Annotated in this window: 8 protein-coding genes; 1 reads left to right on the top strand and 7 read right to left on the bottom strand. The window is 70.4% G+C overall.

Annotated features, from left to right (window positions below; all coding sequences use genetic code 11):
* Positions 1-25 precede the first annotated feature (25 nt).
* The gene (gcvP, locus tag ACJH6J_RS00865) at positions 26-2,896 is read left to right on the top strand and encodes an aminomethyl-transferring glycine dehydrogenase (RefSeq protein WP_212814387.1); all 2,871 of its coding nucleotides are present in this window, start codon (positions 26-28) and stop codon (positions 2,894-2,896) included.
* Between the two features lie 111 nt (positions 2,897-3,007).
* Here the strand turns inward: gcvP and ACJH6J_RS00860 are convergent, their stop codons facing one another.
* From ACJH6J_RS00860 to ACJH6J_RS00830, 7 genes are all read right to left on the bottom strand, one after another.
* Positions 3,008-5,116 (bottom strand): substrate-binding domain-containing protein, encoded by a 2,109-nt coding sequence (locus ACJH6J_RS00860; RefSeq protein WP_212814389.1) that lies wholly within the window; start codon positions 5,114-5,116, stop codon positions 3,008-3,010.
* 98 nt (positions 5,117-5,214) lie between these two features.
* The gene (locus tag ACJH6J_RS00855; protein ID WP_133427532.1) at positions 5,215-7,428 is read right to left on the bottom strand and encodes a malate synthase G; all 2,214 of its coding nucleotides are present in this window, start codon (positions 7,426-7,428) and stop codon (positions 5,215-5,217) included.
* A 101-nt stretch (positions 7,429-7,529) separates the two neighbouring features.
* Entirely contained in the window at positions 7,530-8,885 is a 1,356-nt protein-coding gene (locus ACJH6J_RS00850; protein WP_212814391.1) for an alpha/beta hydrolase family protein, read from the bottom strand.
* Positions 8,882-10,249 carry a lipase family protein gene (locus ACJH6J_RS00845; protein WP_133427530.1) on the bottom strand — a complete coding sequence of 456 codons (1,368 nt, stop codon included), beginning with the start codon at positions 10,247-10,249 and terminating at the stop codon, positions 8,882-8,884. Before ACJH6J_RS00845 ends, ACJH6J_RS00850 begins: the two co-directional genes overlap by 4 nt.
* Positions 10,246-11,148: a 3-methyladenine DNA glycosylase gene (locus ACJH6J_RS00840; RefSeq protein ID WP_244872887.1), complete on the bottom strand. Its 903-nt coding sequence runs from the start codon at positions 11,146-11,148 to the stop codon at positions 10,246-10,248. The genes ACJH6J_RS00845 and ACJH6J_RS00840 overlap by 4 nt, the downstream gene beginning before the upstream one ends.
* Complete coding sequence (locus tag ACJH6J_RS00835) at positions 11,141-12,190, bottom strand: hemolysin family protein (RefSeq protein ID WP_212814396.1); 1,050 nt, start codon at positions 12,188-12,190, stop codon at positions 11,141-11,143. Before ACJH6J_RS00835 ends, ACJH6J_RS00840 begins: the two co-directional genes overlap by 8 nt.
* Positions 12,183-13,544, bottom strand: a complete 1,362-nt coding sequence (locus tag ACJH6J_RS00830; protein ID WP_212814399.1) for a hemolysin family protein — start codon at positions 13,542-13,544, stop codon at positions 12,183-12,185. Before ACJH6J_RS00830 ends, ACJH6J_RS00835 begins: the two co-directional genes overlap by 8 nt.
* Positions 13,545-13,777: the final 233 nt, after the last annotated feature.

Below are 13,777 nucleotides of genomic sequence, written 5' to 3'. Positions count from 1 at the left end.
AGCCTGAACGTCTGGAGAGGCCGTCATGACCGACAGCACGTCCCGTTCCTCTGCCGAGCACCACCAGCTTCGCTTCGTCGACCGGCACATCGGTCCGGATGCCGGCGCGGTGGCCACCATGCTCGAGATCATCGGCGTCGACTCGCTCGAAGAGCTCGCCGCCAAGGCCCTGCCCGCGGGCATCCTCGATGCCCTGTCCAGCGCCGGCCTGGCCCCCGGCCTCGACGAACTGCCGGCCCCGGCCTCCGAAGAGCAGTCGCTGGCCGAGCTGCGGGCGCTCGCCGAGACCAACACCGTCGCGGTGTCGATGATCGGCCAGGGCTACTTCGACACCCTGACCCCGGCCGTGCTGCGCCGCAACATCCTCGAGAACCCGGCCTGGTACACGGCCTACACGCCGTACCAGCCGGAGATCAGCCAGGGCCGGCTGGAGGCCCTGCTCAACTTCCAGACCATGGTCACCGACCTGACCGGCATGGAGATCGCCAACGCCTCGATGCTCGACGAGGCCACCGCCGCCGCCGAGGCCATGACGCTGATGCACCGCGCCGTCAAGGGCGACTGCCGCCGCCTGGCCGTCGACGCCGACATCTACCCGCAGACCGCGGCCGTGCTGGCCACTCGCGCCGAACCGCTGAACATCGAGATCGTCACCGCCGACCTGCGCGACGGCCTGCCCGAAGGCGACTTCTTCGGCGTCATCGCCCAGGTGCCGGGGGCCAGCGGCGCGGTCAACGACTGGTCCGCGCTGATCGCGCAGGCTCACGAGCGCGGTGCGCTGGTCGCCATCGGTGCGGACCTGCTGGCGCTGACGCTCGTCACCCCGCCCGGCGAGATCGGCGCCGACGTCGCCTTCGGCACCACGCAGCGTTTCGGCGTGCCGATGGGCTTCGGCGGCCCGCATGCCGGCTACCTGGCCGTGCACGGCAAGCACGCCCGGCAGCTGCCCGGGCGTCTGGTCGGCGTCTCGGTCGACGCCGACGGCGCCAAGGCCTACCGGCTGAGCCTGCAGACCCGCGAACAGCACATCCGCCGCGACCGGGCCACCAGCAACATCTGTACCGCGCAGGTGCTGCTCGCGGTGATCGCCGCGATGTACGCCAGCTACCACGGGCCGCGCGGGCTGACCGCGATCGCGCACCGCGTGCACGGCCACGCCCTCGCGGTGGCCATGGGCCTGAAGGAGGCCGGCGTCGAGGTCGTCCACTCCGGATTCTTCGACACCGTCCTGGCTCGGGTTCCCGGCATGGCCGCGCAGGTGCAGGCGGCCGCCAAGGAGCGCGGCATCAACGTCTGGCTCGTCGACGCCGACCACATCTCGGTGTCCTGCGACGAGGCCACGACCGCCGAGCACGTCGACGCGGTGCTCGCCGCCTTCGGTGCGACGCGCGGCGGCCATCACTGGGACGGCCCCGAAATCCACACCCGCACTTCGGAATTCCTCACCCACCCGGCGTTCTCGCGGTACCGCACCGAGACCGAGATGATGCGCTACCTGCGCTCGCTCGCCGACAAGGACATCGCGCTGGACCGCAGCATGATCCCGCTGGGCTCGTGCACCATGAAGCTCAACGCGGCCGCCGAGATGGAACCCATCACCTGGACCGAGTTCGCGCAGCAGCATCCGTTCGCCCCGGCGTCGGACACCCCGGGTCTGCGCAAGCTGATCGCCGACGTCCAGGCGTGGCTCGTCAGCATCACCGGCTATGACTCGGTGTCGCTGCAGCCCAACGCCGGGTCGCAGGGCGAGTACGCCGGTCTGCTCGCCATCCGCGCCTACCACGAGGCCCGTGGCGAGGCCGGCCGCAACATCTGCCTGATCCCGTCCAGCGCGCACGGCACCAACGCCGCGTCGGCCGCCATGGTCGGCATGAAGGTCGTCGTCGTGGCGTGCCGCGAGAACGGTGACGTCGACCTGGACGACCTGCGCGCCAAGGTCGCCGAGCACGCCAGTGATCTGGCCGCGCTGATGATCACCTACCCGTCGACGCACGGGGTGTACGAGCAGGACGTCGCCGACATCTGCGCCGCCGTGCACGACGCCGGCGGTCAGGTCTACGTCGACGGCGCCAACCTCAACGCCATCGTGGGCCTCGCTCGTCCGGGCAAGTTCGGTGGCGACGTCAGCCACCTGAACCTGCACAAGACCTTCTGCATCCCGCACGGTGGTGGCGGTCCGGGCGTCGGCCCGGTGGCGGTCCGGTCGCACCTCGCGCCGTACCTGCCTGGGCACCCGCTGGCCGCCGAGCTCGCCGACGACCACACCGTGTCGGCGGCGCCGTACGGCTCGGCGTCGATCCTGCCGATCACCTGGGCGTACATCCGGATGATGGGCGCGGCCGGGCTGCGCGCGGCGACGCTGACCGCGATCGCGTCGGCCAACTACATCGCGCGGCGCCTCGACGAGCACTACCCGGTGCTCTACACCGGCGAGAACGGCATGGTCGCCCACGAGTGCATCCTGGACCTGCGGGCCATCACCAAGGCCACCGGCGTCACCGTCGACGACGTGGCAAAGCGCTTGGCGGACTACGGTTTCCACGCGCCGACCATGAGCTTCCCGGTTGCCGGCACGCTGATGGTCGAGCCCACCGAGAGCGAGAGCCTGACCGAGGTCGACGCCTTCATCGCCGCGATGATCGCGATCAAGGCCGAGATCGACCAGGTCGGCTCCGGTGAGTGGCCGGCCGACGACAACCCGCTGCACAACGCGCCGCACACCGCCGAGTGCCTGCTGGTCGACGAGTGGAAGCACCCGTACACCCGCGAGCATGCCGCCTACCCGCTGGGCAAGGGTTTCCGGCCGAAGGTGTGGCCGCCCGTCCGCCGTATCGACGGCGCGTTCGGCGACCGCAACCTGGTCTGCTCTTGCCCGCCGATCGAGGCGTTCGCCTAGGTCCGTGCAAAAACGTCCCGCTCAGCGCTGCTGAGCGGGACGTTTTTGTATGTAGGTCGCGGCGTGTCGCGCGCAGACACGGCCGCTCGCGGGTGGTGAGAAAAACCCGGGTTAGGGCAGGGCCGCGGCGACGGCGTTGACCAGCTCCGGCGCCGCCGAGGTCGGCATGCTGGTGAACGTGCCGCCGGTGAGCTGCGCGACGGCCTGCCACGTCGAACCGTCCGAGTCGGACCCGATGTCGATGACGTTGACCGCCAGCGGCCGGGCCGGATCGAACGCCGACTTGATGTAGTCCTGCAGGCCCTGGCCGTCCAGCGACTGGTCGGTGTGCGGGCCCGAGGTGATCAGCAGGATCGAATTCGCCTGGCCGTCGACATATTTCGACATCGCATCGCCGTAGAGCATGCGCAGCGTCGTGAACGAGACGTGCCCGCCACCCGACGAGCTCTGGCTGTTCAGGTTCGAGATCAGCTGCGTCGAATGCGCCTGCTCGCTCAGCGGCGCCACCGGAATCTCGCTGCGCCCCGAGACGCCGTCGAACGTCCACAGACCCACCGAGCTGTTCGGCGACATCGCCTTGAGCCGGTCCATCAGCGCGGTGGTCACGTTGCCCAGGCGGGTCTTGGCGCCATCGCTGGTCGGCATCGATTGGTCCAGCATGATCGTCACGGCGCCGCTCTTCGAGGTGCCGCCGACGGCGTTCGCCAGCGTGGCGCGCGTGCCCGTGTCGCCGACGGCGAGGGCGTCGGGCAGGGAGCCGAGGTTCACCACGTCGTTCTTCGGGGGATTGCCGCCGCTGACGCGGAAGCCGGCCTTGGACAGCTCGGCGAGCTGTTCGGGCTTGCGCAGGAAGCGCTCGAACTCGCTGGCCGCGGTGACCTCCTCGTGCGACAGGCCCTCGCCGCCGAGCAGCACGGCGGGGTAGTCGGCGACCGCCGGTGCGCCGGGCGGCAGCCAGGCCGCCAGCTTGCCCTTGGCGTTGTCGGTGTGTTGCGACCGCTGGTAGAGCTGCTGTTCGGTGGTGACGACGGCGTGCACCGGCGCCGTGGCCGGGTCGCTCGCGGAGATGAGGGCATCCAGCGCCGTCGAGGCCTTGGGGTCCGCGAGTTTCGGCTGTGCGGCCGTCAACCGGTGCACGGCACCGGCGCCGGCGTTGACCGGGCCGCCGTTGGCCGCGGCCGAGGCGACGGCTTCAGCCGCCAGGTATGCCGCGTCACTGTTGTCGACGGTCGGCACGGCCAGCCGCAGCGAACCCCAGCCCGGCAGGCTCAAGCCGTCCAGCGCCGTCGGGTTCGTCTGCAGTGCCGGCAAGGTGCCCCAATTCTGTTGGGCCAGAGCGTCTTTGAGCTGTGGCCTGACAGCCAGCAGCACGGGCGAGGTCGCCAGCGACTTGGCTTCACCGCTGACAGCCTGCTCGCCGGCGCCGGCCACCAGCCGGGCCGCCGACACCGAGCTCGCCGGCACCCACAGTGCGGGCCGCGGACCCAGGTTCGACGGCCACTTGTTCACCACCCCGTCGACGACGGTGGTCGGGTCGGTCGCCTTGACCTCGACCTTGACGCACTTGTCGCCGATGGGCGCGGCGGTCTGGCTGTACTTGCCGGCCAGCGAGTTGAGCGCATCGGAGATCGACGGGTCGGCCAGCACGGGCACGCTGACCGAGCCGGACACGCACCGCGCCGAGGCCTCGCGGCTGCGGTCGGACAGCACGCTGCCGAAGAACCGCCACAGGATCACCGCGGCGACGACGACCACGACGGTCACGAGCGCGGCGATGACCCCGACGCTGACGCCGCGGCGCTTGGTCTGAATGGCCCGGTGGCTGCCGGTCCATTCGCCGCCCTCCCAGTCGCCGCCGTGCGACCGGACCGAGGCCCGGCGCGGGACGGACGGGAACGCCTGGGTGACGCTGTCGGCGCCGGTGAGGTCGGGCTGGTCCGAATAGTCGGGCTCGCCGTAGTCGGGTTCGTCGGTCTCGTACCGGTCGCCGTTGTCGGACGGCGGCGCGGCGGGGGGTGGGGTGGCAGCACGCGGGTTCTCGGCAGCAGGCATCCCGTGCATCTCGGCCCAGTCGTCGGGCACCCGGAATCCCAGCACGCCGGTCGCGGTGTCGTCGGCTTCCGGGATGTCGGGCGACAGCGCGTCGTAGTCGGAGACCGCGTCGTCGCGTGATTCGTCGGCGTTCGATTCGTCGTCGTCGGGAGCTCTGTGCCTACCCATTGGTGTCTGCTCCTGGTGTCGGCGTGCAATCGGCGGACCCGTGTCGAGTGACGCGGGCCCGCCGAATTTTAATCAACGATGATGGGGGAGTTGACCGTTCACGAACCGGCGTGTGCGGCCTTGAACTCCCGCCGGCGCCGATGCAGGATCGGCTCGGTGTAACCGTTGGGCTGGCTGCAACCCTCGAGGATCAGCTCCTGCGCGGCCTGGAAGGCGATGCTGCCCTCCGGATCCGGGGCCATCGGCAGGTACGCGGGATCACCGGCGTTCTGCTCGTCGACCACCGCGGCCATCCGGCGCAGGCTCGCCTTCACGTCGTCCTCGGTGATGACGCCGTGCCGCAGCCAGTTGGCCAGCAGCTGGCTGGAGATGCGCAGCGTGGCGCGGTCCTCCATGAGGGCGATGTTGTGGATGTCCGGCACCTTCGAGCAGCCGACGCCCTGGTCGATCCAGCGCACCACGTAGCCGAGGATCGACTGGCAGTTGTTGTCGACCTCTTCGTGGATCTCCTCGGGCGCCCAGGCCAGTTCCTTGGCCAGCGGGATGGTCAGCAGTTCGGCGCGGGTGGTGCGCTTCTTGCCGGCCAGCTCCTTCTGGACCTCGGACACGTCGACCTGGTGGTAGTGCATGGCGTGCAGCGTCGCGCCGGTGGGCGAGGGCACCCACGCGGTGGTGGCGCCGGCCTTGGGCTGACCGATCTTCTGCTCGACCATGTCGGCCATCAGGTCGGTCATGGCCCACATGCCCTTGCCGATCTGGGCGCGGCCGGCCAGGCCGCACGCCAGGCCGGTGTCGACGTTGGCGTCCTCGTAGGCCTTGATCCAGGTCTGGGTCTTCATGGCGCCCTTGCGCACCATCGGACCGGCCTCCATCGAGGTGTGGATCTCGTCGCCGGTGCGGTCCAGGAAGCCGGTGTTGATGAACACCACGCGGTCGGCGGCAGCCTTGATACAGGCCTTGAGGTTGACCGTCGTCCGGCGCTCCTCGTCCATGATGCCGACCTTGAGGGTGGCCTCGGGCAGGCCGAGGACGTCCTCGACGCGGCTGAACAGCTCGCAGGTGAAGCCGACCTCGTCGGGCCCGTGCATCTTGGGCTTCACGATGTAGACCGAGCCGGTGCGGCTGTTGGTCAGCTCGCCGTTCTCCTCGGTGGACTTCAGGCCGTGCATGGCGATCAGGCCGGTGAACAGCGCATCCTGGATGCCCTCGGGAATCTCGTTGCCCTCGGCGTCGATGATGGCGTCGTTGGTCATCAGGTGGCCGACGTTGCGGACGAACAGCAGGCTGCGGCCCGGCAGGGTCAGTTCACCCTCGCCGTCCGGCGTGGTGAACACGCGGTCGGGGTTGAGCACGCGGGTGAAGGTCTTGCCGCCCTTGCTGACCTCTTCGGACAGGTCGCCCTTGTTCAGGCCCAGCCAGTTGCGGTAACCGAGCACCTTGTCGTCGGCGTCGACGGCCGCGACCGAGTCCTCGAAGTCCATGATCGTGGTGACCGCGGACTCCAGCACGACGTCCTTGATGCCGGCCTTGTCGGTCGAGCCGACCGGCGAGGTGGGGTCGACCAGGATCTCGATGTGCAGTCCGTGGTGCTTGAGCAGCACCGACCACGAGGCATCCCCGAGCTGGCCGGTGTAGCCGACGAACTCTTCGGGGTTCGCCAGGCCGCTCGACAGTTCGTCGCCCAGTTCGGCCTGCAGCTGGTGCTCGTCGTCGATCTTCAGACCGGTGACGTCGGCCCACGAGCCGGCCGCCAGCGGGACGGCCTGGTCCAGGAAGTTGCGGGCGTAGGCGATCACCTTGTCGCCGCGCACCTTGTTGTAGCCACCCTTGCCGGCCTCGGCGCCGCCCTCGTCGGAGATGACGTCGGTGCCATACAGCGCGTCGTACAGCGAACCCCAGCGGGCGTTGGCGGCGTTGAGCGCGAACCGGGCGTTCAGGATCGGCACCACCAGCTGCGGTCCCGCGGTGCTGGTGATCTCCGGGTCGACGCCCGAGGTCGTGATGCTGAAGTCGGCCGGTTCCGGCTGCAGGTAGCCGATCTCGGACAGGAACTCCTGGTAGGAGGTCTTGAACTCGTCGGTGTCGACGGGGTCGATGACGCGGGCGCGGTGCCACTTGTCGATCTGCGCCTGGAGGTCGTCACGGCGGGCCAGCAGGTCCTGGTTCTGCGGGGTCAGGTCGGTGACAACCTTGTCGACCCCCGCCCAGAAGCTGTCCGGATCGACCCCGGTGCCGGGCAGAGCCTCGTTGGTGATGAAGTCGTGCAGTACGCGGGCCACCCGCAGATTTCCCACCGTCACACGATCAGTCATTTTCTTCTTCCTCCTAAGCAGCCCACACGGCGACCATCCACTTTACCCGTGGGTAACCGCAGCTCACCGGTGCGTCGGCCAATGAGAACCGGGTCACACCGTTATTGCGGTGTCGAGCCGGGCAAACCGATGGCCGGGACGCCGGGCGTGTGCAGGCGTCCGGCCAGCCACGGCAGGGCCGCGGTGAACACCTCTGCGGCGCTGGGGAACGTGTGGTCACCGCCGTGCGGGACGACCGAGCACTCGATGCCGGCGGCGCTGACTAACGCACACATGTAGGTCGCGACGGCGGTGTGGCTCTCCGGATTGTCCGGCGGTTGCACGTTCGTCGGCGTGCCGGCCTGTGCCGGCTGGTACACCACCGGCCCGTTCTCCGACACCGCGAACCAGCCGGCGACGCCGGTGTACGGGCCGTGCTTCCGCACCACGGTCGCGGGATCGAAATGGGCGAACGCCGCCGCGTCACCGCCGAAGAGCCGCGCGATGGTCTGGGGTTCGGAACCGGCGTTGGGGCCGACCTGGCCGTCCATGTCGACGAACGTCTGGAACAGCTCGGGGTGCATGACGGTCGTCATCACCGCGCACGTGCCGCCGGCCGACCAGCCGACGATGCCCCACCGCGACGGGTCGGCACTCGCCGAGAACGTCGACGTGACAAATGGCACAACATCTTTGGTGAGGTGATCGGCGGCCATACCGCGCGGCCCGTTGACGCATTCGGTGTCGTTGGAGAACTGCCCGCTGGTGTCGACGAACACCAGGATGGGGGCGTTGCCGCCGTGGGCGGCCGCGAAATCGTCGGCGGTGCGCTGCGCGCCGCCGGCCGTCGGCCAGTCGGCGGGCCAGCCGAACTCGCCGCCCACCATCACGACCGCCGGTAGCTGTGGGGCGTCGTGCGCGAACCACGCGGGCGGCAGGTAGACGAGCTCCGGACGGGCGCGGAAGCCCGACGCCGTCGTCGGAATCTGCACCGAGACGAGGACGCCGCGGTCCGGGCGCTCGCCGGAGCGGCGCATGGTCAGCGCGGTCTCGAGATCGATCTCGCCGCGCAGCTCGGCGCCGGTGGCGCGCTGCCACAGGGCCTCGACGGTCGGCAGGTAGCCGGTCCAGGTGTTGACCGCCAGACCCGCGCAGACCGCGCACAGCGGCACCACGGCGACGGCCACCGCCCGCCGCCACCAGTGCAGGCCGGGCCAGCCCGCGATGGCCACGACGAGCGCCACCCCGGTCAGCACGATCCACACCCACAGGGACGTCGGGGCCGGCCCGCCCGCCAGGCCCTGATCGGAGATGAACCAGCTGCACGCCAGGGCCAGGACGACGCCGGTCCCGATGGCCACCGGCAGCCACAGCCGCAGCCAGCGCGGCGACCGTCGCCCGACGGCGACGACCAGTGCCAGCACCGTCACCACTTGGATCAGGGTCGGGAGCCAGCCGTCGAGCAGGCCGATGTTCATTCGGCATCCCCGGGGTCCGCCGGCGGCGGGGCCGCGGGCTGCTGGTGGTGCGGCGCCTCGGTCTCGGCCGCGGTCTGTTCGGCGGTCGGGGTCACCTCGTCGCCACCCGAGTCCGACTGGTCGCTGTCGGAGTCGTCCGAGTGCGAACTGGCCGTCGACGTCGGTGTGGTGGAGGTCGGGGTGGCGCCGGGACACGTGTTGGGTGCGGGCACCCCGTTGAACCGGTCGGTGATCCAGCCGAGGGCGTCGGCCTCGTCGGGTTGGACGTAGTCGATGACGTCGCCCATGGCGCAGGCCCGTTCGACGGCGGCGGCGGTCTGCTCGGGCGGCACCAGGCCGTCGGGCGGCCCGGGGGTGATCAGCATCGGCGCGGCGGCCGGCGCCTGCGGCAGCGTCGCCTTGCGCAGGTAACCGCGCAACGCGTCGGCGGCTGCCGGTGTGGTCGGGCCGAGGTCGTGCGGACCCAGCGAATCCAGCACGCCGGTGCGGTCGGCGACCGCCGGGCCGCGGCACGCCGACAACGTGTCCCAGTGGTCGCGGGCGGCGCCGCGGCGGTAGTCCTCGATGGGGAATCCGGGGTAGGCCTGCGGCATGACCGCGAGGTACTGCTGCAGCATCAGCTGCTGGTCGCGGTTCAGGTTCCCCTCGGCCGAGGCGTCGGCCAGCCACTCGAGCGCCGCGGTCGGGGCCAGCGCGACGGCGCCCTGTGGACGGAGCCCGCCGCCGTAGTCGGTGGCCAGCTCGGCGGCCGCCCACGCGGCCTGACCGCCCTGCCCGGTGCCCACGGCGACCCAATTGGTGGAGGCGGCGGAGACCAGCTTGCGCGTCGCCCGCGCCAGGTCGATCAGGTTGAAGCCCTCGGTCGTGGAGTCCAGGTACGGGTGATAGGTCTCGTCGAGCCCGATGCCCTGATAGTCGGTGATCGCCACGAGATAGCCGGCGCCGACCATGAGTCGCACGGTCGGGAGCAGACCCAGCAGGCTCGGCGACGACGACGGCGCGCAGTCGGACTTGATGCCGCTGCCCGGGTTGGCCAGGGCGATGATGCGCCAGCCGCCCTCGGGCGGGTTGCCCTTCGGCAGGAACACCGAGCCCGTCACCTTGGGATGGCTGTCGTTGATGCCCGAAGTCGAGACGTAGGTGATGCGCGCGGAGATCGCGGTCAGCCCGGCCAGTTCGGGGTCGACGGTCGTCAGCGGCTGCGCGGCGACGAGCGTGCCGGGGCCGGCGCCGCTGTAGTCGCCCGGCAACACCTGACCACTGCGCTGCGGGCTGCGGCCCGGCGCATCGTCGGAGCAGCCGGCGACGGTCAGCACGGCGGCGAGGGCAGCCGCCGCGATGCGCAGCGCCGTCCGGGCCGTCACAGCATGCCGCCGTCGGTGTCGTACGCGAGCAAGGCCCGGCACTCGGACAGCAGCGAGTCCCGCAGCGGCACAGCGAGATTGGCGATGTCCTGCTGGCGGCGCACATACTCGGCGCGGCCCGACGGGTCCTCGATGGCGATCGGCTCGATGCCGTAGTCGCTCAGGTCGTACGGGCTGGCCTGCATGTCGAGGACGCGTGCGTCCGCCGCGAGGTCAAGGCAATCCATCAACAGATTCGACTCCAGCAAAGGTCCGAGCTTGTAACTCCATTTGTACAAGTCCATATTTGCGTGCACGCACCCCGGCTGCTCGGTGGCCGCTTGGGCGTGTCGGGTGAGGGCTTCGCCGTTACGCGGTACGGCCGCCTCGGTGAAGAACCGGAAGGCGTCGAAATGCGTGCACCGCAGCGGCATCGACTCGACCACGGCATCGGTGTCCGACGCGCTCAGCCGCAGCGGCACCTGGGCGTGCCGCACCTCGGGCGCGCGGTACACCATGGCCCATTCGTGCAGGCCGAAACAGTTCAGCCGCGCCGGGCGGGCCGCCGTCGCAGCCAACAGGTCGGCGACGAAGGCGACGGTCTCGCGGCGGCCGGCGAGGTACTCGGGCGTCACCGTCACGGCGTCACCGCACCGGCCGTACCCGGCCCGGTCGGTGAACCGCAGCGCGCCGGGACCACTCAGCGCCCGGCCGTATCCCGGATGCCAGCGCCGTAGCTGGCGGGGCTTGAGGCTGTAGTACGTGAACAGGAAGTCCCACACCGGGTGCGGCTCGCCCGCCCGCATCCGCCGTTCATGCGGCGCCAGGAAGGCGTCGACGCGGTCCAGGTAGCGCTGTTCCCGCGCCGCCCAGTCGTCCTCGGCCAGGACCCGCGGCGGCGCGCACACCGTCTCAGACACGGTGGGTACCGTCACGCACCACGCCGACGAGGTCCTCGACCAGGTCTTCCAGCGCCACCATCGCGGTGACGTAGCCGTCGGTGGTCACCAGGGACAGGTGACTGTTGTTGCGGCGCAGCCACGACAGCGCGTCGGCGACCGGCAGCGTCGAGGCGACCATGGGCAGCGGGCGCACCATGGACCGGTCCAGGACCGCGTCGTTGTCGTCCATGCACGGCAGCACGTCCTTGATGTGCAGGTAGCCGAGGTAGGCGCTGTGCCCGTCGGTGACCGGGAACCGGGAGTAGCCCGTCTCGCGCAGCGCCTGGGCCACCGCGCCCACCGTGGGACCGGTCCCGGGCGCGGCGATCGGCACCGCGCGGATGTCCTGCAGCGGTATCGCGACGTCCTTGACCGTCCGGGTCCGGATGTCCAGCGCGCGCTTGAGGCGGACGTGTTCCTCGGCGTCGAGCAGCCCCTCCGACAGTGATTCGGTCAGCATCTCGGACAGTTCGACCGACGAGACCGTGACGTCCAGCTCGTCCTTGGGCTCGACGCCGAGCAGCCGCAGCGTGCTGTTGGCGCACCAGTTGTAGAAGATGACGAACGGCCGGGCGACGCTCATGTAGACCAGGTACGGCGGGATCAGCAGCATCGCGGCCTTCTCTGGCCCGGCGATGGCGATGTTCTTGGGCACCATCTCGCCCAGCAGCACGTGCACCGTCACCACGATCGCCAGGGAGACGCCGAAGGACACGGTGTGCAGCACCGTATCGGGCACGCCGACCGCGTCGAAGGGCTCCTCGAGCAGGTGCGCGACGGCCGGTTCGCCGACGCGGCCCAGCAGGATCGAGCAGATCGTGATGCCGAGCTGGGCACCGGCGAGCATCATCGACAGCCGCTCACCGGCCCGCAGCACGGTGACGGCGCTGCGCTTGCCCTGTTCGGCCAGTGCCTGCAGCCGGTCGCGCCGCGCCGAGATGAGCGCGAACTCAGACCCGACGAAGAACGCGTTGGCGCCCAGCAGCACCATGGTCAGCAGGATGCCGAGGACGTCATTCATGGTCGGCTCCCGACTCGGTCGGGTCCAGCTGGGTGAGCTCCAGCTGGTCGATGCGCCGGCCGTCCATCCGGATCACCGTGGCCTTCCAGCGCACGGGGTCCAGTTCGGGATTGTCCGGGTCGAATTCGGTCAGGACGACGGTGTCGCCGACGTCCGGGATGTGGCCGAGCTCCTTGAGCACCAGGCCACCGATGGTCTCGTAATCGCCTTCGGGCGCGCGGAACGGGGTCTCGGTGTCCACCTCGTCGATGCGCATCAGACCCGACACCAGCCAGCCGTCGCGCACCTCGACGACGTCGGGGGTGGCGTCGTCGTGTTCGTCGCGGACGTCGCCGACGATCTCCTCGATGAGGTCCTCGACGGTGACCATGCCGGCGGTGCCGCCGTATTCGTCGACCACGAGGGCGGTCTGGACGCCGTTGGCCCGGATCTGGGTCATCACCGCGTCACCGTCGAGGGTCGACGGCACCGTCGGGACGGGCCGCGCCAGCTGCGCCAGCCGGGTGCCGGCGCGCAGCTCGACGGGTATCGCGAAGACCTGTTTGACGTGCACGATGCCGACGGTCTCGTCGAGGTCGCCGGCGACGATGGGGAAGCGCGAGAACCCGGTGCGGATGGCCGTCTCGATGAGGTCGGCGACGGTGTCGGTGACCTCCAGCGACTCGATCATGGACCGCGGCGTCATCAGTTCCTCGGCGGTGCGGCCGCCGAATTGCAGTGAGCGGTCGATCAATTCGGCCGTCTGCGGGTCCAGCGAGCCGCTCTCGGCGGAGTTGCGCACCAGCGCCAGCAGCTCCTGCGCGGACCGCGCCGAGCGGAGCTCGTCGGCGGGCTCGACCCCGAGCCGGCGCAGCACCCAGTTGGCGGTGCCGTTGGTCAGCTTGATGGCGGGGGAGAACAACAGGGAGAAGAACCACTGCCACGGCACGGTGGCGCGCGCGGTGGGCACCGGCCGGGCGACGGCGAGGTTCTTGGGCACCAGCTCGCCGAACACCATCGACACCGACGTGGCGATCAGCAGCGCCAGCGTCAGGGCCACCGGGTCGGTGAACCGCTCGGGCAGGCCGACGGCGTGCAGCGGGCCGTGCAGCAGCCGCGCCACGACGGGCTCGGCGAGGTAACCGGTGATCAGCGTGGTGATCGAGATGCCGATCTGGGCGCCCGACAGCTGGAAGGACAGGTTGCGGTGCGCGGTGCGGATGATGCGGTCGCGGCGGCCCCCGTCACGGGCGTTGGCCTCGACGGTGCTGCGTTCCAGCGCCGTCAGGGAGAACTCGGCCGCCACGAAGACTGCCGTCCCGAGGGTGAGCAGGATGAACGCGGCCAGGCTCGCGATGGTCAGCGCGGTGGTCACCGTGCACCACCGCTCGGGGCGCCGGGCTGACGGCCCGGCCGGCTACTGGGAGGTTCGGAGTCGATGGACTCGGCGCTCGACTCGGGGAGCGCGTGATCGGCCTGGCACGCTCCCGCCTGGCTCGGGACGGTCGACGCCCCAACAGGTGCCTGCGGCACGTGCTCCCTTTCGCTGAATCGATATCGACAGCCGTCCGACGCCTGCTGCGTGCGGCGGCCGTACGGCAATGGTAG

The sequence above is a fragment of the Mycobacterium sp. SMC-18 genome (assembly GCF_045310895.1).
Lineage (GTDB): Bacteria > Actinomycetota > Actinomycetes > Mycobacteriales > Mycobacteriaceae > Mycobacterium.
This window is presented reverse-complemented; position numbering and strand designations above follow the sequence as displayed.